This window comes from Dysgonomonas gadei ATCC BAA-286 (assembly GCF_000213555.1).
GTDB lineage: Bacteria > Bacteroidota > Bacteroidia > Bacteroidales > Dysgonomonadaceae > Dysgonomonas > Dysgonomonas gadei.
Genome location: NZ_GL891987.1, coordinates 48,635 through 70,684, shown reverse-complemented (window position 1 = coordinate 70,684; position 22,050 = coordinate 48,635). Strand labels below are relative to the sequence as shown.

The following is a 22,050-nucleotide window of genomic DNA, read 5'->3' as shown; positions in this document are numbered from 1 at the left end:
CATAAAAATAGAAGCCGTGTATAAAACCTACTTCAAACAAGCCATAGAGATACTCAAACTAAACAAGTTTGTGAGTATTATAACCATTATAGGTACAGCCCTCGCTATTATGATGATAATGGTGATCGTAGTAACCGATTCTATAAAAAATATAAGTATCGCTCCCGAAATTAACAGAGACAGGACGATGTACATAAAACATTTCACTAAATACGGTAAAGAAAAGAAAGACCGTATGTGGAGCGGTAATCTCCCATATGATGTCTATAAGAATTATCTGTCGGAGGTAAAAAGTCCGGAATATACTGCCGTCATAGATAATACATGGAGTGGAGACCAGTATATGGTGAAGGAGAACAATAATAACCAACGCTTTCTGGCTAAAACAAAACTGACAAATGCCGACTTCTGGAAAGTGCTTTCTTTCTCATTCATCGAAGGCAGACCATTCAATCAGGAAGAATTTAACTCGGGTATAAGAAATGCTGTAATTACAGAAAGCATGGCGACAAAAGTATTCGGTAACACAAATCCAATAGGGAAAAATATAGAAATAGATTTTAAAGAATATAAAGTCATAGGTATTATACAAGATGTATCACAGGCCTTCACCTACGCATATGGCGAAATTTATATTCCTTATACATCTAAAAGCGGATATGAAAGCAGGCAGGTTCTTATACTTTTTCTGATGAAAGACAAGGCAGATTTTGATTTGCTAAGGAAAGAGTTCAGGGCTGCCGAACGGAAATTCAATGCCGTGGATAATGAATGGGATCTGACTCTGAGAGGGCCATACGACCATAAACAAATGCAACTGGCCCGGTATTCGAATGAAGATCCGGAGGACGGCAAAGCAACACGAAAAATGGTTTTTATCATATTGATTCTCTTGCTTATACCTGCCGTCAACCTTTCCAGCTTCAGTATGTCGCGTATAAAAAGGCGCACCGAAGAGATCGGTATACGAAAAGCATTCGGTGCAAAAAAATACGTGATACTCATTCAGGTAATATATGAAAATCTGATTACTTCTTTCATTGGAGGTATCATCGGCCTGATCCTTTCCTATCTGGTAGTAATATGGCTCAAACAATGGTTGCTCGATATTGGTACAGACAGTAGTATACCAATAGGCGCTTTAGTATCAGCTCCGGTATTTCTGGGAGTATTTGCAGCATGTTTCCTTCTCAACCTGTTATCGGCCGGCCTACCTGCATATCGTGCCTCCACAATGAAAATAGTAGATTCTCTTAATCAAAAAAATGTATAAATATGATACTTCATACTCTCAAAATAATCTGGACAGAAAGAAAGGTGAATATATGGATATTGATCGAGCTTATTCTGGTCTTCTGTATTATGTGGTTTTGTGTCGATTACATCTATTTTCTCGCCAAGAAGTATATAGAACCGGAAGGGTTCGGTATAGAACAAGTCTATGCTATAAATCTGGGAATAAAGGATGAAGGACAGTCAGTTATTAATTCCGATGACGAAGAAAAAAAGGCTGAATTATTTGAAAATATATGGACTATTTTCGATCGTATAAAAGCATATCCCGAAATAGAGAACGCCTGTATATCCTCTGCGGCGGTACCTCATTCTGGTTCATGGATGAGCCGGGAATTCTTTATAGATACGGTAATAGATTATCCTCAGAAAAAAAGTGTTACTCCTGAATTTTTCGATGTATTCGGAATCAATATGGAAAAAGGAAAGAGTTTTTCCGGAGATAATATGAACGAAGCTGTTGTTTCCGGAGATGTGGATAACATACTCCTGAAAAAAAGTGTATTCCAGATAGACACAATAAATTACGGAGATCACAACAGTCAGGATTATTTACGTTTGAAGGTAACAGGGGTCGCCAATAAATCGAAGAGAAGCCAGTTCGACGCATACAACACGATGGTATATATACCTCTGAGAAGGGATGAAGGCGACCTGCTTTATACACCTTCCATAGAAATCAGTGTCCGTGTAAAACCCGGAACAACTAAGGGTTTTGAAGAAAGATTTTCTAAAAATATGCAGGAACAGATTGCTGTAGGCCCCTACTTCCTGTCATCAGTACAATCTTTCAGAGATATACGCAGTAATTATATAAAATGGAATGGTTGGGATAATAACCTGAAAAGCATCTATTCTATCAGTGCATTTCTGCTTATCAATATATTCCTCGCTGTTGTAGGTACATTCTGGTTCCGTATACAATCCCGCAGGAGCGAGATAGGATTACGGATCGCGCTGGGTGCATCTCACAGTAGGGTAAAAAGATTGTTTATGACCGAAACGTTGATTCTGTTGTTTCTGGCAAGTATAATAGCCACAGTTATTTGCATAAATGTGACATTAGTAGATGTATTAAAAGACATAGGAGTACCATCTATCAACAGGGAATGGAATCCTATACACATATCGCAATATTTCATCAATTACGGGCTCACGTTTATTATACTGGCCGTAATAGCTATCGCTGCCGTATGGTATCCGGCAAAGAGAGCATCGAAGATACAACCGGCAATAGCACTAAGGGATGAATAAAAAATAAAGGATTATGAAAAAAACTCTTTCTACCATAGCAATTTCTCTTTGGTTCTCTGCCGGGCTGACTGCACAAGACACTATTGCTATCAGCCTGACGGATGCCATTAACCGCAGTGTATCCAATTCGGTAGATGCAGTTGTGGCACGCAACCAGTACAAGTCCAGTTACTGGGGCTACCGTACCTATAAAGCCGAGTTGTTACCCGAAGTAACTCTCAACTCTACCCTACCCTATTATTCAAAGTCGTACAACCAATTCCAGAATACGGACGGAACATACACCTATGTAAGCAATGATTACAGCCGGATAGACGGGGGCCTGTCCATATCGCAGAACATTCCTCTCACAGGAGGTATCCTATCTGTAGAAAGCAGCTTCGAACGTTTACAGCAATATGGGGAAGGAGGCTCTACACGTTATATGGGCATACCGGCATCCGTTACATTAGAACAGCCTATTTTCGGATTCAACCGTGTAAAATGGCTTCAACGTATAGAACCTGTGAAATATAAGGAAGCGCAACAAAAACTTATAGGAGATATGGAAGAAGTTTCCAACACGGCCATACAGTACTATTTCAATCTGTTGCTGGGACAGATAAATATGGAAATAGCACAGCAAAACCTTAAAAACTCGGAGAAACTATATACGATTGCCGAAGCCAAGCGAAAAATAGGACAGATCTCGGAAAACGATTTATTACAGCTGAAAGTATCGCTACTGAAAGCCGAATCGTACCTCACCGATGCTCAGGCTTCACTCAATGCGCGTATGTTTCAGCTGCGCTCTTTCCTGAATTATGGGGAAAATATTATATTGGAACCTGTAATACCCCAATCACTGGCAGATAAATTACCTGTCCTTTCGTATGCGCAGGTAATAGCTTTGGCCCGGGAAAACAATTCATTTACCCAGAATGTACAGAAAAGGATGCTCGAAGCTAACCGTGACGTAAGTCAGGCAAAGGCCGACCGCTGGAATGCAAAATTGTTTGTATCCTTCGGCATGTCGGGGCAGGAAGATACATTCTCCCGTGCATTCAACAGTAACAACTGGCGCAATAACCAGATAGTAAATGTAGGTATAAAAATACCTATCCTCGACTGGGGAAAAGGAAAAGGGAAAGTAAAAATCGCCGAAGCGGAACGTGATGTAGAAAACTCACGAATAGAAAAAGAGCAAATGGACTTTAATCAGAACGTTTTCCTGCGGGTACAGAATTTCAACAGCCAGTCGAAGCAACTCGAACTTGCCAAAGAAACTGACAAGATAGCCCAACAGCGCTACAATACATCTATCGAAGCATTCGTATTGGGAAAAATAGATGTATTAAACCTGAATGATTCACAATCATCGAAAGATGAAGCACGCAGGAATTATATAGAGCAGATGTATCAGCTATGGTCTTATTATTATCAGATAAGAAGTCTGACGCTATATGACTTCATCAGCGACAGGGAGATTTTTGTTGACTATGGAAGTGCAACAAATTAAATAAGGTTTATCTATACAGTAAGTTGTTATTATAGCTCTTTGAAAGAATGAATTAGTTAGCAAATGAATGAAAATGTGTAACCTTTGTTACCTTTTATGAGAAATACAGAGTTAATGACCAAGGAAACCAAAAAGTAACAACCATTGAAAATGTGTAAAAGGTGTTACTTTTGTTACCTTTTTCGATTCAATATACTGGAAATAACTATTTTTACTGATTCAAAAAAGATAATCTATGATATTAATCTGCGACGATGATGCTGCCATACGCTCCTCACTGACTCTGGTTCTTAACCGGGCAGGATATAAGACAGCAAATGTCGCTTCCCCACAAGAAGCCATTGACTTTGTGCGCACTACCCTACCCGACCTCATCCTGATGGATATGAATTATACAAAAGGTACCGGTGGTGAAGAAGGCCTTACATTGCTTCGTCAGGTGAAAATATTCGCACCCGGTGTACCCGTGATACTGATTACAGCATGGGGTTCTATCAGTTTGGCTGTAAAGGGAATACAAACAGGCGCATTCGATTTTGTAACCAAACCCTGGAATAATCTGGCTTTGCTGAATACCATACAAACTGCCATACAGCTGAAAGAAGAAACAGAAAAAGAAACGGAAACTGGCAGTAGTTCAACAATAAAGACTTTCCGGAGTGACAAAATCATAGGAAAATCGCCCCTTTTACAAAATGTGTTCAATACCATTTCACGTATAGCAAAAACCAATGCATCTGTACTGATAACAGGCGAGAGTGGGACAGGAAAAGAACTTATAGCCGAGGCAATACATGAAAATAGTAACCGCAGCAAGAATCCATTTGTAAAGGTCAATCTGGGAGGTATTTCCCAATCATTGTTCGAAAGCGAGATGTTCGGCCATAAGAAAGGAGCCTTTACAGATGCGCATTATGATAGGGTAGGGCGCTTCGAACTGGCGAATAAGGGCAGTATATTTCTGGACGAGATAGGAGAACTAGATGCCACCTGTCAGGTAAAACTGCTGCGGGTATTACAGGATAAAACATTTGAATCGCTGGGCGATAGCAAACAAAAGCAGGTAGATATACGTGTGATAAGTGCTACGAACAGAAATCTGGCCGAAATGGTATCGAAAGGTACTTTCCGCGAAGACCTGTTTTATCGTATAAACTTAATCACTATTCGTGTGCCTTCGTTGCGTGAACGTATAGAAGACATTCCTTTACTGGTCAATCATTTTGCAAAGAAACAAGCAGAACTGAACGGACTGAATAGTATAGAAATTTCATCCGATGCAATGAATTACCTGCAAAGGCTTCCATATCCGGGAAACATCCGTGAACTAAAAAACCTGGTCGACCGTGTTATCCTCGTATCTGGTAAGGATCTTATTACTGATAAGGATTTTAAAGAACAATATACTGAGATACCCGGTCCTTCTACGGGATTAACCGATTCTGTTTATCCTCTTGAAGAACTGGAAAAAAACATGATATTGAAAGCAATGGAACTGTACGGAAACAATCATTCTAAAGTGGCAATGGCTCTGGGCCTGACACGTCAGGCCCTATACAGGCGTATGGAAAAATATGGCATAAGCAGCAACGAACAATAATCGTATGAAATCGAAAATTCTCTTTTGGCTATTGGTTATATTGGTATTTGGGGCACTGCTTTCCATCGGATTCCTTTTTTATAAAACGGATATATATAAATTTATGATAATAGAGGGTGTGGCTATTCTGGCTATTATCCTGTTCATCATTTTATATTACCGGCTCATAAAACCCTACCAGATAATAGCTGATGGGATGGAACTGCTGAAAGAACAGGATTTTTCGACACGCTTACGCCTTATCTCCGATAGTGAAGCCAATAAGCTGATCTCTATTTTCAACAAAATGATGGACCAGCTAAAAGACGAACGATTACAAGTAAGGGAAAAAAACCACTTTCTGGATCTGCTTATCCAGGCATCGCCACAGGGAGTAATTATCCTTGATTTTGATGACCATATATCCGAGATCAATCCTTCAGGCCTGCGTTTACTCGACATCAATAATATAAACGAAGTAAAAGGGAAGAAACTCTCGGATTCGGGTATCAGTATAGGCAGTCAGTTGGAAATGCTTAAAGCAAGCGAAGATGTAGTTATCAGGAGTTCGGGTATCACCATGTACCGCTGCATCCGCTCTTCATTTATCGACAGGGGATTTTCCCATCCATTTATACTGATAGAAGAACTTACGCATGAACTGCTGGAAATAGAAAAGAAATCGTACGAAAACATTATCCGCATGATGGCGCATGAAGTAAATAATTCGGTGGGCGCTGTCAGTTCTACTTTGAATGTAATATCGGATATCTTACGGCAAAATGATAATAACGAACTGTCAGATGTGCTTCCTGCGGTAGATGCATCTTTCGACAGGTGCAGGCATCTGGGTTATTTTATCAGCAACTTTGCCGAAGTGGTTAAAATACCTGAGCCTTCCCTGGCAGAAACAGACCTCAATGAACTGGCACGTTCGGTAGATGCACTTACACGGCTCGAATGTAAACACCGTAATATAGGTCTTAAATTGGATTTAACGGAAGATAATAACGTTATCCGATTGGATGGTATCCAATTTGAGCAAGTACTCGTAAATGTGATTAAAAACGCTTATGAAGCTATCGGGGAGAACGGGGAGATACGAATAGTTACACGATCGAACCCTTTATCCATCCAAATTGCAAATAATGGTCCCGGAATACCCGATGATGTAAAGCAAAAGCTTTTTACACCATTTTTTACTACAAAGTCGTCGGGACAGGGGATAGGTCTGATGTTCGTGCGTGAGGTACTGATAAATCACAACTGTAAATTTGATCTGAAGTCTGAGAATGGATGGACAAGATTCGATATTTATTTCCCTGAGAATAAGAAATTCTAGCTATTTTGTATTTTGTCAGAAAAATTTTATCAATATAATGAGTTGTCAGCTTATCGTTCTTTGAAATAATAAAAATCTAAATATTTACTTTAAACCGCCGGAAAGAAACGAAAAAAGAGTACACACAGGTACTCTTTCATCATATATCTAACTATTATTTTTATACTAAAAGTGTTTTCAACTTATCTGTATCCGAAAAATCAGATACAACCGCATAAGTATAATCTTTCAGATAATCGGCCGATAATGTAGTGGAGATCCCTATCACACGCATAAATGCATATGTAGCAGCCTTAATACCGGTAAATGAATCTTCAAATACGGCACATTCGGAAGACAAAACACCCAAATTGTTCTTAGCCAAAACATATCCCATAGGATCGGGTTTACCTTTCTTTATACTATCGGATGTAATAACCGTATCAAACGCATCTTCCAACGATAGTTGAGCAAGTGCAACTTTTACTTTGCTGGCAGGAGAACTGGTTACCAAACCTACTTTATAGCCTTCTTTTTTGATATATCTGATAAAATCGAGTACACCCGGAATCACTATCTTTCTGTAATCGATAGATTGTTCCATATCATAGCATGCCTGTCTTATAGCCTGTTTTTCTTCAGGACTGGAGATAGCAAAATAAAGCTCTATGATCGAGTTTAGGGTCATTCCTTTTATTATATCAGGAAAGTTATTTATTTTCAGTTCATTATCTTGTGCTATTTTACTCCAAAAATTGTCATAATCATGTTCTGTGTCTACAACAACTCCATCTAAACCGAACAATACCGTAGTGATTTTATTTTTTTGAGCCATATCTCAGGTATTTAAAATATTAAGGTCTGAGACCTTTTTATTATTTTTTATATATACAACATCCATTTATAAGTAAACAAATGATGTACAAAGTAAACTAATTTTTTCTCTTTATTATTCTTCCGGCTTAACTAAATGTAAGATAGGATAACCTTTTCCTTCACCATCATATTCGTCGCGGCTTACTTCTTTAAAACCAAAATGATAATAGAAATCCAACGCCTGCTTATTCTGTTCATTGACATCCACATTTCTGGCATTCAGCTTATTTACGGCATAGTCGAGTAGTATCTTACCTACACCTGATCCCCGGCTTTCATTATCTACAAATAACATTTCGATGCTATTGTCCGCTACTCCAAGAAATGCTTTAACAACACCTTTTTCATCTTTATATTTGTATAACGACACATGCTCAAAATAAATGGGTATATGTTTTTTATAAAATTCAAAATCTTCGTCTGACAGAAAATCATGAGTAGCTTTTACAGCGCTTTCCCATACAGCTATCAGTACCGGGTAATCTTTTTTGTCTGCTGGACTAATCATATCAGTGTTATTTTAAGGTTTATTTAATCTATATTAATAACGTCTCCGTTTTCAAATTTATTCAATGCTATAATCTGCGAAAACTCCGATAATAAGACGTTCTCATTAGCTTTTAGTATCAGCCTGAGAGGCTTCTTTCCTAAATAGGAAGCCCACTGCGAATATGAACTCGGCGGCCCTGTTATATACGAACACTTCGACAAAGCATACAAATCTTTAGGCCCTGACGAATCTGGTATTATAAAACAATCCAATTCTTTGAAATACTCAATATCCAGATTTTCATTCGAACACAGCAGGAACTTTATATTTTGTCCCTTATCATCAAATTGCTTTTCTATGTCCTTCATCACATGAAGATATTCCTGATCAGTATAATAATAAATACCATTATTCCATTCAGCGTAATCGCCCCTGCGAATATGCACACCAATGATAATAGTATTATCGAACTTTGAGAATACAGTGTCTACTGCACTTGTCACTTCACTCCTGAATGTGAATATCTTCCTTATTTCACCGGAATGTTTTATTACCAATTCTTCATTGCCCAAGCGGTTCGACCAGCCTTCTATCAGATTGAGCTTAAACAACTTCGAAAAAATATTAGGCTTTCCGTTTTGTATATATCCTCTCGCTTTCATAGATAAGAGGAATCTTTGGACAAGTTTCCGGGAAGCAAACCGGATATATTTATTACTATTCAGATTCTCAAAGTCTACCGAATACTTATCAAGATTTATCGCAAGGACTTTCTCTTTATATTCGAGCCCGTAAGCAATAGACGGTAACAATGACCATATTCTGTTGCATAACTGACCTGGAGAATCATAGTTTATTATCATAACCTTAAGGTTATCTTTTACACATTAAATCGGAAATGCATTATATCTCCGTCCTGAACGATGTATTCTTTACCTTCCACGTTCATCTTCCCGGCTTCTTTTACTGCAGCTTCGGAACCCAGAGTAATAAAATCATTATACTTAATTACCTCTGCACGGATAAAGCCTTTTTCAAAATCGGTATGTATCACGCCTGCACATTGAGGAGCTTTCCATCCTGCTGTAAATGTCCATGCACGTACTTCCTGAACTCCGGCTGTGAAATATGTCTGCAGGCCTAGTAATTTATAAGCTGACTTAATCAGACGTGCCACTCCGGATTCTTGCAATCCTATTTCGGAAAGGAACATTTCACGCTCTTCGTACGATTCGAATTCAGCTATTTCCGATTCTATCTTTGCGGCTACAACCAGTATTTCAGCATCTTCTTCTTTCACCGATTCACGTACCTGTTCCACATATTTATTACCCGATACAGCACTGGCTTCATCTACATTACATACATAGAGTACAGGTTTATAGGTCAGCAGATAAACTTCTCTGGCTATTTTCTCATCTTCTTTGTTATCGAATTTGACTGTACGGGCAGACTTGCCTTGTTCCAATGCTTCTTTAAACTGTAACAAAATATCATAAGCACGTTTGGCATCCTTATCGCCTCCTGTTTTAGCCTGCTTTTCTACTTTTTGTATACGGGATTGGATAGTTTCCAAATCCTTCAATTGCAACTCTATATCTATAATCTCTTTATCGCGTACAGGATTTACACTGCCATCGACATGTGTGATATTATCATCGTCGAAGCAACGAAGAACATGCAATATGGCATCTGTTTCACGGATATTGGCAAGGAACTTATTCCCTAATCCTTCTCCTTTGCTTGCACCTTTTACAAGGCCTGCTATATCTACTATTTCGACAGTAGTAGGCACTATACGATTAGGTTTTACCAGTTCCGAAAGTTTATTCAACCTTTCATCAGGTACAGTAATAACCCCTACATTCGGTTCGATAGTACAGAACGGAAAATTTGCCGATTGTGCCTTCGCATTCGACAAGCAATTGAAAAGAGTAGATTTTCCTACATTCGGAAGGCCTACTATACCACATTGTAATGCCATTATTCAGTTTTAAATTATTTTGGGTACAAAGTTACTATTTTTTTATTTATCGCTTTTAATATTGGCAATCTTAAACTTTTCTTATTACATAAAAAAGCCTCTTAATATTATTATTAAAAGGCTCACTTATAATCTATATTTCTACTATTTCAATACTTCATCTATCACAGCCTTTGCTGCCTTTTCCATTACAGCATAACCTTCTTTTGTAAGGTGTACGCCATCGGTAGTGTATGCGGCGATCATAGCTCTGTTTTCATCTTTCAGAAGGGTATAGTAATCTATATAAGCAAATCCATTAGATGAGGCATATTCCTTAATACCGGCATTCAATGCAGCAATTTTAAGAGGTACTTCCTTAATCTCTTTTCTCCATGGATATTCTCCTGCCGGAGTTACTGATGACAGGATAACCTTTATACCATTGGCATTCGCCAGTTCTGCCATTGATTTTATATTACCGAGTGTAAAATCAGCATCGTAAGGTCCCGTATTTTCAGCCACATCATTTGTACCTATATTAATTACAACAGCCGCAGGCTTCAGGTTAATAACATCCTGACGGAAACGGGATAAAAGCTGCGGACTGGTCTGACCACCTATCCCCCTACCCACATAATTATTGGATTTGAAGAAATCGGGACGCTGAGATGCCCACCCGTCGGTAATAGAATTACCTATGAATACAACTCTGTTTTCACCTTTAGCAGGTGCAGGTAATTCGCTGTTAGCTTTAGCATACCTTTTCAAATTTATCAATTCATTAAAATTCTGGGCGTTGGAAAACAAACTGAACAGAGAAAAAAACGAAGCCATTAAAATAAGTTTCTTCATGATTAATTAAAGTTTTTATAATATATAAGAGATTAAAAGGATTTAATGATATATCTATATTTAGGTGTTTTACTTACTAAATATGAGCTTAAAATCTGAATGTATATCCCACACTATAAAATATATTATCTCCATAAGGTGAATTTTTATCCTGCACCACATCGTATTGTATCATGGCCATCATACCGCCAAGGCGCACACCTCCACCAATAAGAAACGAAGGTACAAATTTACTTTCACTGAATTCCATACCGTCATTATATTTTATATTCTGCCACATACGGCTCATTTCGGGCTGTACACTGATAACCAGATATTCGACAGGATAAAAACGTCCGAATACATCGAAACTCAGATAACTGTTATTCCATTTATAATCGTAATGCTTATCTTTAAAATAAGTATATCCGAAACCTGCCCCTGCAGTAAGATATTTGGAAAAATCATATCCTATCTGCGGCGAAATACCCACAACAGTATAGTCTCCAAACTGTAAACTGAAGTTACCTCCAACGGACAGTTTCGACGGATCGAACTGTTGAGAAAATCCGGCAACCGTCATACTCGCCAATAAGGAAAATAATAAAAATGCTCTTTTCATATCGTTTTCAATTTTGATTCAATACATTATTTATAGCTTTCTGTATCAGAGGTTCCATAACCGAATAGCCTTTTTCACTTGGATGTTGGCTATCGAAACTATATCCTTCTTTCATTCCTCTGTCCTGATCATTAACCATAGCTGTGTAATAATCCACATACTCATAGCCGTTTTCTTCGGCATAAGCCTTTATTTCTACATTGAGGTCTTTTATTTTCTGCGTAATATTCCTTATATGCCCTTTCCATCCATATCCGCTCGAAGGCAGTACAGATGTCAGTATAACCTTTATCCCGTTTATTTGTGCTAGTTGAGCCATGGATTTGATATTATCCATCGTGAATACAGGATCATATTCACCTGTATTCTCGGCTATATCGTTTATGCCTGCATTTATAACCACTATGTTGGGTTTAAGCTCTATGACATCCCGACGGAAACGAAGCAAAAGCAGAGGACTGGTCTGCCCGCCAATGCCACGGCAGGTATAATTGTTGTCCTTAAAAAACTTATATCTCAGATGTACCCAGTTTTCAGTAATGGAATTACCTATAAATACTACCCGGTTTTCACCCGGTTCGGGAGCTTCCAACTGGCTGTTGGCCCATGCATAGGCATTTAGTTTAAAAATATTGCCGTTTTTTCTGTTTATATAATAGTTGATACCTATATAAGCTACTGTCGCAATATTCAATATTATAGACAAGACTAAAATAATTCTGAAAAATTTTCCTTTATTCATATATTCTTATTGTATCTCTATCTTTTTCGGATTACGGAGTTATTACCAAATTATATTAATATTATTCTTTTTGTTTAAAACTTTAAAAAAAAATCATGTTGATCATTATAGGCTGTTAATTGTGTTCATTGTTTTTTTGGAAAAAGCTTGCATATTTCATTATTAAAAATCTGTTTGCATAAGATTGTGAGTTATTAACCGGTATAAAATTAGGCAAATTATTTGTATATAAGGTATTGTGAACTTTATTAAAACAATGTTGATAACTATATTTGTTGAAAAATAACTTGTTTCTGTTTTGATTATCACTGTTGATAATCCTTTGAAATGTGTCCTGATAAATTGATGTGATTTTTAATTGTTATTTGCGACTTATTTCATATATGATGATTAGTTCCGATAAACCATGATTTTTATTTAAAAAATATATCAACAGTTATCAACAGGTTATGAACATACAATCAATAATTATAAATTTTAATGATTTATAGATTTTAAATAGCATATTACCAGATAAATATATAATTTTGTTACTTATTTAAATATAAAAACTACGAGATGAAAGAGTTTTTTAAAAGTTTATTAGCCTCTATTTTAGGCTGTTCGATAGTATTAGGAATTTGTTTCCTTATATTTTTTATTGTTTTGGCAGCAATGTCGGCCAAAGAGAGTTATACATTGAAAGATAATACAGTATTGACATTAAAACTTGAAGGTATATTGTCCGAAAGGGTAGAAGAAGAAAATCCTTTACTCGCTATGCTGAATCAAAATAGCGAACCACAGATCGGACTTGATGATATTGTTTCGTCTATAAAAAAGGCAAAGGAGAATGATAAGATAAAAGGTATATACATAAATGCAGGAGCTTTTTCCGCATCCGGTGCTTCTCTTAAAGAGATGAGAGATCAGTTGGTAGATTTCAAAGAAAGCGGAAAATTTATTGTTGCGTACAGTGATGTATACACGCAGGGTTGTTACTATCTTTCGTCTGTAGCTGATAAGTTAATAATGAATCCGGAAGGCCATCTCGACCTGCACGGGCTTTCAGCTTCACCTATGTTTTACAAAGGGCTGCTGGATAAAATAGGTATAGAGATGCAGATATTCAAAGTGGGTACATTCAAATCCGCGGTAGAACCCTTTATGCTCGACAAAATGAGTGATGCGAACCGTGAGCAGGTATCTTCTTATATAGGTGATATGTGGTCGACTATCACGAGTGAAATATCAGCTTCGAGGAATATCTCTGTGGAAAAATTAAACGTAATCACTGATTCACTTGCCCTTTTCAAAAAATCTGAAGTATGTGTACAGGATGGCCTGGTGGATACACTGATGTATGAAACGGGAGTAAGAGAATATCTGAAAACACTGCTCACAGGAGTAGAAAAGGCCAAAGATGTACGTCTGGCTTCGGTAAAAGATATGACCACCGTCCCATTCGAAAACAAAAGCAAATCGAAAGATATCATAGCTATATTGTATGCTGAAGGTTCTATAACCGATGGTTCGGGTACGGATGGTATCACAAGCAAACGCTTTGTAAAAGAACTGGAAAAATTGAAAGACAACGACAAGGTAAAAGCCGTTGTATTCCGTGTAAATTCTCCCGGAGGCAGCGCTTATGCTTCCGAGCAGATTTGGAAAGCTGTTACTGATCTGAAAGAAAAGAAACCTGTAGTAGTATCCATGGGAGACTATGCAGCTTCTGGTGGATATTATATATCTTGTAATGCTTCCAAAATTATAGCTCAGCCAAATACATTGACAGGTTCTATCGGTATATTCGGAATGTTCCCGAATGTGGAGGGCCTTACAAAGAAAGTAGGTCTTACATTCGATAATGTGAAGACGAATAAGCTTGCCGATTTCGGCGATCTGACACGTCCTATGCGTGATGATGAAAAGGCTATACTTCAAAATTATATAGAGCGCGGATACGATTTATTCCTTACCCGTTGTTCGGATGGACGCGGCATTGATAAAAATTCCCTTGATTCTATCGCACAGGGCCGTGTATGGACCGGTAACCAGGCTTTAAAAATAGGTTTGGTAGACGAATTGGGAGGTATAGACAAAGCTATTGAAGAAGCAGCTAAACTGGCAAATCTCGAAGATTATTCTTTAAACAGTTTCCCTAAGAAAAGGGACTTCTTCGAATCCTTCCTTAGCGATCAGAAAGAAGAACTGACCACACGGGCCATGAAAGAATATCTTGGTAGTGACTATCAACTGTTCAAAACAATCAAGGAAATAAAAGAGCAGGACTTTATCCAGGCACGTATGCCTTACGATATTAATATCAGATAAGTTCTTTTTAGGAAAAAATGATAAAGAATCAGCCTGTATATATCAACAAATGGTTGCTGCCGTTTTCATGGTTGTACAGGCTGATTGTATTTATACGCAACAAATTCTTTGACTGGGGAATACTCAAACACGAAGAATTTGATATTCCTGTTATCTGCATAGGCAATGTCACAGTAGGAGGAACTGGGAAAACTCCCCATACCGAATATCTTGTGCGCCTGTTGCAGCAAAAATACAGGGTAGGGGTACTCAGTCGCGGATATAAACGAAAATCGAAAGGCTTCGTGCTGGCTACGGAAGATTCTGACAGTCGTGATTTGGGTGATGAATCGTTCCAGATGAAACAAAAATTTCCGGATGCTATAGTTGCCGTCGATGGCAACAGGAGAAGAGGTATTAAAGAAATGCTGGCATTAGAAAACCCTCCCGAAGTGATCTTATTGGATGATGCATTTCAGCATAGGTATGTGAAACCTTCTTATACCATTATTTTATCCGATTTCAACCGTCCTGTCTATGAAGATGAATTGCTTCCTGCCGGACGATTGAGAGAGCCTGCATCGGCTCTTGTAAATGCGAATATGATAATCGTAACCAAATGTCCCGATGATATGCAGCCAATCGATTATCGTATTATTTCGCACGATATAAATGCTTTTCCGTATCAGGGATTATATTTTACGCAATTTACTTATAAACAGTTACAGCCGGTATTTAAGGATTCTGCCCTCGAACAGCCGTTAGATATCCTGAAAGGCAAACATATCTTACTGACTACCGGAATAGCATCGCCAAAGATGATATTAAAGAAACTGGAGGAATATACAGATAAAGTAGATACATTAACCTATCCCGATCATTATAGTTTCAAGGCAAAAGACATTCAACATATTGTAAACAAATTTGCGGGAATACCGTCCGAAAATAAGATTATTCTGGTGACGGAAAAAGATGCTACCCGTCTTATTTTGAACGAAAATATAGATGAAGAAATAAAAATGCATATGTACTATTTGCCTATCGAGGTCACATTCTTGGATAAAGAGGACGATTTTAAAGAAAAAATATATAAACATGTTAGAGAAAATTCAGGAAACCGCAGGCTTTATAAAAAGTAGAGTACAGACTATTCCCAATATTGCCATCATACTGGGTACAGGACTTGGCGAACTGGTACATGAGATAAGCGACAAAAAAGATATCCCATACGAAAATATACCAAATTTCCCTGTTTCCACAGTAGAAGGGCACAGTGGAAAACTTATTTTCGGGAAACTCGGAGGTAAAGATGTAATAGCCATGCAGGGGCGCTTTCATTATTACGAAGGCTATACCATGCAGGAAGTAACATTTCCTATCCGGGTATTTCAGGCATTGGGCATTAAATACCTTTTTGTGTCGAATGCGGCCGGTGGAATGAACGGCAGTTTCGATATAGGCGATATTATGCTTATCGACGATCATATCAATACTTTCCCCGAACATCCGTTGCGTGGGAAGAATTATAAGGAACTCGGAGTACGCTTTCCCGATATGAGCGATGCATATAACAAGGAACTTCGTTTATTGGCTATGCAGATAGCTAAGGAAAACAATATAAAACTGCAACATGGGGTTTATGTAGGGACTCAGGGGCCGACATTCGAGACGCCGGCCGAATATAACTGGTTCCGTATTATAGGCGGCGATGCTGTGGGCATGTCCACAGTACCTGAGGTTATAGTAGCCAATCATGCCAAAATGAAGGTGCTGGCATTCTCTATAATCACCGATCTGGGTGTGATAGGGAAGATAGTCGAGGTAACGCACGAGGATGTGCAGGAAGCCGCTAAAATAGCACAGCCGAAGATGGCATATATTATGCAGGAAGTAATAAAAAAGATAAATTAAAAAATAACAGGGTGTTCGATCTAAACATCCTGTTATTTTTTATATAAGTTTACAGAATTCTATCAGAATTTATATCCTACACTGATATGCGCGCACCGGTTCTTTGTACTGGTGTCTTTAAATATTTTTGTTAAACCCTGGTCAGCACCCAGGCTAACGCTTATTTTATTCAGGAATTCGACACCCACAGCACCTCCAATTCCAAAATCGAAGCGATTACTATCATTACTAAAGATATCCTGATCTTCAATACCTTCTACACCCCATTTTATTTTTCCTCCTACACCGTAAGCCAGATATGGTCCTGCACGGAATATGAGTTTAGTACCGGGTACTAAGTCCAGTTTATACCCCGCATGTATAGGTAGCTGAAGGTACATAGCATTATATGTAATTTTACTTTTGATAGGATTACTTCCGGCAGGGGAGACAACATTTATTTCTTTACTTTTGGCTCCTTTGGTTGTAAATTCCAGACCTGACATCAGGTAAAAGTTACTTGGTAATGCAAGCTCTGCAGTTAATCCGATATTGAAGCCTACTTTAACGTTATCATCTATTTTTTGTATCTCCGATAGATTCATTCCGGCTTTTACACCAAACGATACAGGGAGTTGTGCGAACATGCTTATACTACTTACCATACCGATAAGCAACACAATAGAATTTCTAATAATTCTCATAATATTAATTGATTTAATAAATTAATGTATGTTCTAAGACGTTTTAAAATTAAATAAATAATTCTGTTTAACAAAAAAGATTAAAAAGAGCGCTTGGCAGGTATGGGTGGAACGGAGTTTTGGCAATTATACTTTAACTAAATATATTTGTCAACAGCTCTGATTACTGATTCACCGGAATACACTCATTCTGCAAGTTAGCAAGATTGGAAAAGATAATGAAATGAATGGTGCATAATTTTGTATCGAAACATTTATAGACTATGGAACAGAAAACAATCACCAGAGAAGAATATGCCAAACGTATCAATACCGTTATCGAGTATATAGGTAGCAATCTGGATGAAGAAATGGATTTGAATAAACTGGCCGAAGTTTCCAACTTTTCAGTATATCATTTCCATCGGATATTCAGGGCTATTGTAGGTGAACCGATAGGGGCTTTCGTTGTACGGATACGGGTCGAGACTGCAGCCCGGCTGTTGAGGTACACAGAACTTCCTGTACAGGATATTGCATACAATGTGGGATATGCTACACCGTCTTCGCTGACCAAGGTTTTCCGGCAGTTCTATAATATTTCACCTACAGATTATAGAAACAATAAAAGTTACACGATTATGAAACCATTACTAATTAATGAGAACCTGAATCTGAAAGCTCCGAAAATACAGGAGGTAGAAGCTAAACAAGCCATTTATATCCGGTTATTCGGGGAGTATTCTTCCCTTGATTTTCCCGGTACATGGAAACGTCTCTGGCAGTTTGTAAAAGAGAACAAACTGTTTTCGGCAGGCATAGAACATATTTGTTTTTATTATGATGATCCTAAAGTGACCGAATCACATAAACTACGGACAGATATATGCCTTGTAATACATAAACCGGCTGTAGCAAAAGGAGAAATAGGTGTTAAAGAAATAGAGGGAGGCAAGTATGCGGTATTCCATTATCAGGGACCTTACGACCAGTTAGGCAGTGTTTATGATACTATTTACGGAAAATGGTTTCCGGAAAGTGGATATCAGATACGAAATGCCCCTTTATTTGAGAAATATGTAAATGATCCGGAGAGTACTACACCTGATAAATTGAAGACGGAAATATATATTCCGGTAGAATAAAGAAAGAGGGTTGGATTTTATTTGAATCCAACCCTCTTTTATCTTCAAAAATAGAATTACATAATCCCTTTCTCTCTCAGCTTTAACTGCCATTTCCACGCCGAATCCATTGTATTCTCAATGTTTTCCTTAGCAGTCCATCCAAGTACCGTATTAGCATGTTTAGGTTCGGCCCATATCTTTTCAATATCACCTACACGGCGAGCTACAATTTTATAATTTAGTTTTACTCCCGACACCTTTTCAAATACATTGATAAGTTCCAGAACAGAAACTCCACGGCCTGTTCCCAGATTGAAAACTTCTACTTTCTCTTCCGATTTATCCTCCAGCATACGGTCGATAGCTATTACATGAGCTTTGGCAAGGTCCACCACATTGATAAAATCGCGGATACAAGAACCGTCAGGTGTATTGTAATCGTCTCCGAATACGCTCATTTGCTCCCGTACACCGATAGCTGTCTGCGTGATATAAGGAACAAGGTTTTGAGGAACGCCATTCGGTAATTCACCTATTTCGGCAGAAGGGTGTGCGCCAATCGGGTTGAAGTAGCGCAGGATGATACTTTTGATATCGGCTCCTGAACGTACAAAATCCTTAATTATTTCCTCATTGATTTGTTTTGTATTTCCGTATGGTGATTCTGCCGGTTTTACAGGGGCAGTTTCATCGATAGGGTTCACATCCGGTTCACCGTATACAGTACAAGACGATGAGAAAACAATATTCTTAACGCCAAACTGCGGCATAAGATCGAGCAGATTGATAAGGGAATTCAGGTTATTCCTGTAATAAAGTAATGGTTTTTGTACCGATTCGCCTACGGCCTTACTCGCAGCAAAGTGTATGATTCCTTTGATGTCGAGATGAGCAGTAAATAGTTTTCTCAGCCCTTCGAAGTCGTTGCAATCCAGTTTTTCGAAAACAGGCCTGATGCCTGTGATGCGTTCTATTCCGTCAATAGAGTCGGCTGTAGAATTGGATAAGTCGTCGATTATAACAACCGAATACCCTGCGTTTTGCAGTTCTACAACAGTATGTGAACCAATATATCCGGCTCCGCCTGTTACAAGTATTTTCCCTTTCATTCTTAGTGTATTTTAATTAGGAGGTAAAGATACAAAATCGAGAATAAAGTAAAAACGAAGAGAGAAAGTTTATAAGAATGTATAGATAGAATAGATATTTCTTTCTCTTTATTATTTGTTTTTTAGTATTTTATCCAACTCCCTCAACTGTTCTTCTCCTATATGCTCTCATTTGGCAATAATTTTTCTTTGTTTATCTATCAATATATAAGCTGGTATTCCCTTTACATTATAATAATCGGAAATGTAGCTGAAATGGAAGTAAAAAAACGTTCTTTATCCTATTTGATACCTCTTAAATACATGGTTTCGTCACTAAAAAATGGTATTTTGTCGCAAAAGTAATTCCTGTATCTCAAATTTCTATATATTAGCATCTCAGATTTTTCCGATAATTTGGAAGAAGTGATTCATTTGCCATATTAAAGTTAATACTCATAAAATAAATACATGGTACATTTAGTATATTGTGATGATAAAGCAAAAGTATTGAATAAGATACTTGAAGGTAGTAAAACAATGGTGGTGCGGGGAGCAGCCGGTCGCAAGTTTCCTCATAGCCGTGTTAATGAAGGAGAAATTCTTTACTTCATACAAAAGGGTACAAAGAAGATTTCTGCCGAAGCGATTGTTACCCATGTGGAGAATTATGTGAAGCTTACGGATGATCAAGCTATCAATATACTTAAGCATAATCAATCAAAACTCAATCTGACAGATAAACAGAAAGAACGCTGGCATAAAAAATGCCTCATACTTATCGAATTTTCCGATGTTCGGGAGATAGAACCCGCTCTTGATTTCGATCATCAGTCAACTATGGATGACTGGTTGATGATGGACAAAATAGAAGATGTTGTTGTAGGGACAAGCATTCCGTATAATTATGATAAAATTCGATTTAAATGACCCGTATAATTATTGAAAATATTAAAAGAAGCTAGGCAAATGAAATATTCCAAACTATATGATGCGATTTCGAGTTATATCAACCTTGAGGAAGAGGAAAAGAAGTTAATCCAATCCTTTTTTAAATACGAATACGCAGAGAAAGGAAAATCTCTTATTAAAGAAGGAGAATTAGCAGATAAAGCATATTTCATACTCTCAGGCTATCTGAAATATTTCAAAATACTCGAATCTGGTAACGAACTAATAATACATTTATATACTCCAAAAAGTTTCGTATTGTCTTTAAAAAGTTTCTTTCTGGGAGCAAAAGCGGAAGAATCCTTACAGGCTATTACTGACTGTGAATATCTGTGGATTACAGAAAAAGATTTGGAAAACCTATATTCCGTAAGCTATAAGTGGCATAGTTTCGGGCGGAAATTATTAGAAGATGCATTAATAGAAAAAGAAGAAAGAGTTATTGATCAGCTAACCTTGACAGCACAAGATAAGTATAAGAAACTACTCCGGAAACAACCGGATGTAATTCAAAATGTACCCGTAAAATACATTGCGTCATTTATAGGAGTACAACCCGAATCTTTAAGTAGAATAAGAAGTGAAATTATAATTTGAGGTATCGTATCTATTACCGGACAATTCATGTGAAAATTATAGAAGGACAATGAATTAACTAACATTTGTTAAGGTGTTGGGAACAACGTCATATTTACCTTTGTCAAAAAACAAGATAAATATGAAAACAATTTTAATTACAGGAGCTTCGAACGGAATAGGTAAAGAAACAGCTCTTTTATTTGCAGATAAAGGTTGGAATGTAGCAGCAACAATGAGAAGCCGGGAAAGCCTGTCAATATTTGGCGATAATAAAAATATAAGTACCTATTTATTAGACGTAAAATATAGAGATTCCGTGAAGTCTTGTATTGATCAGGTCATAGAAGATTATAGGAGAATCGATATGATTGTAAATAATGCAGGTATCTATACCACCAACCCTTTAGAAATTATTCCCGATGAGGTTATTGAGGATATAATAGAAACAAACATTAAAGGAGTTTTATACACAACCAAAATAGTACTGAAACATTTCAGAGAGAATAGATCCGGAACGATAGTCAATATATCTTCGGTTGCCGGGCGTGCAACATTTCCTTTCCAATCTGTATATCATGCATCCAAATGGGCAGTTGAGGGCTTTAGTGAAAGCCTTTATTATGAACTAGAGCCTATGGGCATACGGGTTAAAGTTGTTGAGCCCGGCGTAGTAAAGACGAACCTCTACGAATCGCTTTCAAACCTTAATTTCGAAGAGTACCCTAAAGAATATCAGGAGAGTTTTGTAAAAGGATATGATTCGCAGCTTAAAACTTTAAAAAACGGATATTCTCCTAAATTGGATGCAAAAACAGTCTACAAAGCAGTTAATAGTAAAAGTTCCAAATTGAGATATCCGACTGATACTACAACAAAAATGGCTGTTTTCCTTACTTGGCTTCTTCCATTATCTACATTTCGCCGTATAATAAAAAGAATGAATAGGCTGTAAAAAAATAGATAGTTAT

At 37.6% G+C, this 22,050-nt stretch carries 21 protein-coding genes; 12 read left to right on the top strand and 9 right to left on the bottom strand.

What is annotated here, in order from left to right; all coding sequences use genetic code 11:
• The first annotated feature begins 16 nt into the window (after positions 1-16).
• From HMPREF9455_RS15620 to HMPREF9455_RS15600, 5 genes are all read left to right on the top strand, one after another.
• Complete coding sequence (locus HMPREF9455_RS15620; protein ID WP_006800700.1) at positions 17-1,273, top strand: ABC transporter permease; 1,257 nt, start codon at positions 17-19, stop codon at positions 1,271-1,273.
• Positions 1,274-1,275: 2 nt separating this feature from the next.
• On the top strand, positions 1,276-2,547 hold the full coding sequence (locus HMPREF9455_RS15615; protein ID WP_006800699.1) for an ABC transporter permease: 1,272 nt from the start codon (positions 1,276-1,278) through the stop codon (positions 2,545-2,547).
• A gap of 13 nt (positions 2,548-2,560) precedes the next feature.
• The gene (locus HMPREF9455_RS15610) at positions 2,561-4,045 is read left to right on the top strand and encodes a TolC family protein (protein WP_006800698.1); all 1,485 of its coding nucleotides are present in this window, start codon (positions 2,561-2,563) and stop codon (positions 4,043-4,045) included.
• A gap of 235 nt (positions 4,046-4,280) precedes the next feature.
• Entirely contained in the window at positions 4,281-5,645 is a 1,365-nt protein-coding gene (locus HMPREF9455_RS15605; protein ID WP_006800697.1) for a sigma-54-dependent transcriptional regulator, read from the top strand.
• 4 nt (positions 5,646-5,649) lie between these two features.
• Entirely contained in the window at positions 5,650-6,966 is a 1,317-nt protein-coding gene (locus HMPREF9455_RS15600) for a sensor histidine kinase (protein WP_006800696.1), read from the top strand.
• Between the two features lie 160 nt (positions 6,967-7,126).
• Here the strand turns inward: HMPREF9455_RS15600 and HMPREF9455_RS15595 are convergent, their stop codons facing one another.
• The 7 genes from HMPREF9455_RS15595 to HMPREF9455_RS15565 all read right to left on the bottom strand — a co-directional run bounded on the left by HMPREF9455_RS15595 (position 7,127) and on the right by HMPREF9455_RS15565 (position 12,472).
• On the bottom strand, positions 7,127-7,780 hold the full coding sequence (locus HMPREF9455_RS15595; RefSeq protein WP_006800695.1) for an HAD family hydrolase: 654 nt from the start codon (positions 7,778-7,780) through the stop codon (positions 7,127-7,129).
• A gap of 114 nt (positions 7,781-7,894) precedes the next feature.
• Entirely contained in the window at positions 7,895-8,329 is a 435-nt protein-coding gene (locus tag HMPREF9455_RS15590; RefSeq protein WP_006800694.1) for a GNAT family N-acetyltransferase, read from the bottom strand.
• Positions 8,330-8,352: 23 nt separating this feature from the next.
• Complete coding sequence (locus HMPREF9455_RS15585; RefSeq protein WP_006800693.1) at positions 8,353-9,174, bottom strand: alpha-1,2-fucosyltransferase; 822 nt, start codon at positions 9,172-9,174, stop codon at positions 8,353-8,355.
• A gap of 17 nt (positions 9,175-9,191) precedes the next feature.
• Positions 9,192-10,295, bottom strand: a complete 1,104-nt coding sequence (gene ychF, locus HMPREF9455_RS15580; protein ID WP_006800692.1) for a redox-regulated ATPase YchF — start codon at positions 10,293-10,295, stop codon at positions 9,192-9,194.
• A 144-nt stretch (positions 10,296-10,439) separates the two neighbouring features.
• Positions 10,440-11,129 (bottom strand): SGNH/GDSL hydrolase family protein, encoded by a 690-nt coding sequence (locus tag HMPREF9455_RS15575; RefSeq protein WP_006800691.1) that lies wholly within the window; start codon positions 11,127-11,129, stop codon positions 10,440-10,442.
• Between the two features lie 88 nt (positions 11,130-11,217).
• Positions 11,218-11,730 (bottom strand): hypothetical protein, encoded by a 513-nt coding sequence (locus HMPREF9455_RS15570; RefSeq protein WP_006800690.1) that lies wholly within the window; start codon positions 11,728-11,730, stop codon positions 11,218-11,220.
• A gap of 7 nt (positions 11,731-11,737) precedes the next feature.
• Positions 11,738-12,472, bottom strand: a complete 735-nt coding sequence (locus HMPREF9455_RS15565) for a GDSL-type esterase/lipase family protein (protein WP_006800689.1) — start codon at positions 12,470-12,472, stop codon at positions 11,738-11,740.
• Positions 12,473-13,030: 558 nt separating this feature from the next.
• Here HMPREF9455_RS15565 and sppA point away from each other — a divergent pair.
• Genes sppA through HMPREF9455_RS15550 form a run of 3 tightly spaced genes read left to right on the top strand, consistent with a single transcriptional unit; the run spans position 13,031 to position 16,675 of the window.
• Positions 13,031-14,785, top strand: a complete 1,755-nt coding sequence (sppA, locus tag HMPREF9455_RS15560) for a signal peptide peptidase SppA (protein ID WP_006800688.1) — start codon at positions 13,031-13,033, stop codon at positions 14,783-14,785.
• Positions 14,786-14,802: 17 nt separating this feature from the next.
• Positions 14,803-15,903, top strand: a complete 1,101-nt coding sequence (lpxK, locus tag HMPREF9455_RS15555; RefSeq protein WP_006800687.1) for a tetraacyldisaccharide 4'-kinase — start codon at positions 14,803-14,805, stop codon at positions 15,901-15,903.
• The gene (locus tag HMPREF9455_RS15550) at positions 15,860-16,675 is read left to right on the top strand and encodes a purine-nucleoside phosphorylase (protein ID WP_006800686.1); all 816 of its coding nucleotides are present in this window, start codon (positions 15,860-15,862) and stop codon (positions 16,673-16,675) included. The genes lpxK and HMPREF9455_RS15550 overlap by 44 nt, the downstream gene beginning before the upstream one ends.
• Before the next feature lie 62 nt (positions 16,676-16,737).
• Here the strand turns inward: HMPREF9455_RS15550 and HMPREF9455_RS15545 are convergent, their stop codons facing one another.
• Positions 16,738-17,358: a porin family protein gene (locus HMPREF9455_RS15545; RefSeq protein ID WP_006800685.1), complete on the bottom strand. Its 621-nt coding sequence runs from the start codon at positions 17,356-17,358 to the stop codon at positions 16,738-16,740.
• A gap of 263 nt (positions 17,359-17,621) precedes the next feature.
• Here HMPREF9455_RS15545 and HMPREF9455_RS15540 point away from each other — a divergent pair, with 263 nt between their 5' ends.
• Positions 17,622-18,482 (top strand): AraC family transcriptional regulator, encoded by an 861-nt coding sequence (locus tag HMPREF9455_RS15540; RefSeq protein ID WP_006800684.1) that lies wholly within the window; start codon positions 17,622-17,624, stop codon positions 18,480-18,482.
• A 56-nt stretch (positions 18,483-18,538) separates the two neighbouring features.
• Here HMPREF9455_RS15540 and galE read toward each other — a convergent pair whose 3' ends face one another.
• A complete protein-coding gene (galE, locus tag HMPREF9455_RS15535) occupies positions 18,539-19,573 on the bottom strand; it encodes a UDP-glucose 4-epimerase GalE (RefSeq protein WP_006800683.1) in 1,035 nt (344 codons plus the stop codon).
• Between the two features lie 450 nt (positions 19,574-20,023).
• On the opposite strand from galE, the gene HMPREF9455_RS15525 reads away from it, so the two are divergent.
• From HMPREF9455_RS15525 to HMPREF9455_RS15515, 3 genes are all read left to right on the top strand, one after another.
• Complete coding sequence (locus tag HMPREF9455_RS15525; protein WP_006800682.1) at positions 20,024-20,482, top strand: hypothetical protein; 459 nt, start codon at positions 20,024-20,026, stop codon at positions 20,480-20,482.
• A 39-nt stretch (positions 20,483-20,521) separates the two neighbouring features.
• Positions 20,522-21,100, top strand: a complete 579-nt coding sequence (locus tag HMPREF9455_RS15520; RefSeq protein WP_006800681.1) for a Crp/Fnr family transcriptional regulator — start codon at positions 20,522-20,524, stop codon at positions 21,098-21,100.
• A 121-nt stretch (positions 21,101-21,221) separates the two neighbouring features.
• On the top strand, positions 21,222-22,034 hold the full coding sequence (locus HMPREF9455_RS15515; RefSeq protein ID WP_044216480.1) for an SDR family oxidoreductase: 813 nt from the start codon (positions 21,222-21,224) through the stop codon (positions 22,032-22,034).
• Positions 22,035-22,050 lie beyond the last annotated feature (16 nt).

Coding starts and splice junctions, on each gene's coding strand:
- HMPREF9455_RS15615 (WP_006800699.1), top strand. CDS start 1,276: ATGATACTTCATACTCTCAAAATAATCTGGACAGAAAGAAAGGTGAAT.
- HMPREF9455_RS15610 (WP_006800698.1), top strand. CDS start 2,561: ATGAAAAAAACTCTTTCTACCATAGCAATTTCTCTTTGGTTCTCTGCC.
- HMPREF9455_RS15605 (WP_006800697.1), top strand. CDS start 4,281: ATGATATTAATCTGCGACGATGATGCTGCCATACGCTCCTCACTGACT.
- HMPREF9455_RS15600 (WP_006800696.1), top strand. CDS start 5,650: ATGAAATCGAAAATTCTCTTTTGGCTATTGGTTATATTGGTATTTGGG.
- HMPREF9455_RS15595 (WP_006800695.1), bottom strand. CDS start 7,780: ATGGCTCAAAAAAATAAAATCACTACGGTATTGTTCGGTTTAGATGGA.
- HMPREF9455_RS15590 (WP_006800694.1), bottom strand. CDS start 8,329: ATGATTAGTCCAGCAGACAAAAAAGATTACCCGGTACTGATAGCTGTA.
- HMPREF9455_RS15585 (WP_006800693.1), bottom strand. CDS start 9,174: ATGATAATAAACTATGATTCTCCAGGTCAGTTATGCAACAGAATATGG.
- ychF (WP_006800692.1), bottom strand. CDS start 10,295: ATGGCATTACAATGTGGTATAGTAGGCCTTCCGAATGTAGGAAAATCT.
- HMPREF9455_RS15575 (WP_006800691.1), bottom strand. CDS start 11,129: ATGAAGAAACTTATTTTAATGGCTTCGTTTTTTTCTCTGTTCAGTTTG.
- HMPREF9455_RS15570 (WP_006800690.1), bottom strand. CDS start 11,730: ATGAAAAGAGCATTTTTATTATTTTCCTTATTGGCGAGTATGACGGTT.
- HMPREF9455_RS15565 (WP_006800689.1), bottom strand. CDS start 12,472: ATGAATAAAGGAAAATTTTTCAGAATTATTTTAGTCTTGTCTATAATA.
- sppA (WP_006800688.1), top strand. CDS start 13,031: ATGAAAGAGTTTTTTAAAAGTTTATTAGCCTCTATTTTAGGCTGTTCG.
- lpxK (WP_006800687.1), top strand. CDS start 14,803: ATGATAAAGAATCAGCCTGTATATATCAACAAATGGTTGCTGCCGTTT.
- HMPREF9455_RS15550 (WP_006800686.1), top strand. CDS start 15,860: ATGTTAGAGAAAATTCAGGAAACCGCAGGCTTTATAAAAAGTAGAGTA.
- HMPREF9455_RS15545 (WP_006800685.1), bottom strand. CDS start 17,358: ATGAGAATTATTAGAAATTCTATTGTGTTGCTTATCGGTATGGTAAGT.
- HMPREF9455_RS15540 (WP_006800684.1), top strand. CDS start 17,622: ATGGAACAGAAAACAATCACCAGAGAAGAATATGCCAAACGTATCAAT.
- galE (WP_006800683.1), bottom strand. CDS start 19,573: ATGAAAGGGAAAATACTTGTAACAGGCGGAGCCGGATATATTGGTTCA.
- HMPREF9455_RS15525 (WP_006800682.1), top strand. CDS start 20,024: ATGGTACATTTAGTATATTGTGATGATAAAGCAAAAGTATTGAATAAG.
- HMPREF9455_RS15520 (WP_006800681.1), top strand. CDS start 20,522: ATGAAATATTCCAAACTATATGATGCGATTTCGAGTTATATCAACCTT.
- HMPREF9455_RS15515 (WP_044216480.1), top strand. CDS start 21,222: ATGAAAACAATTTTAATTACAGGAGCTTCGAACGGAATAGGTAAAGAA.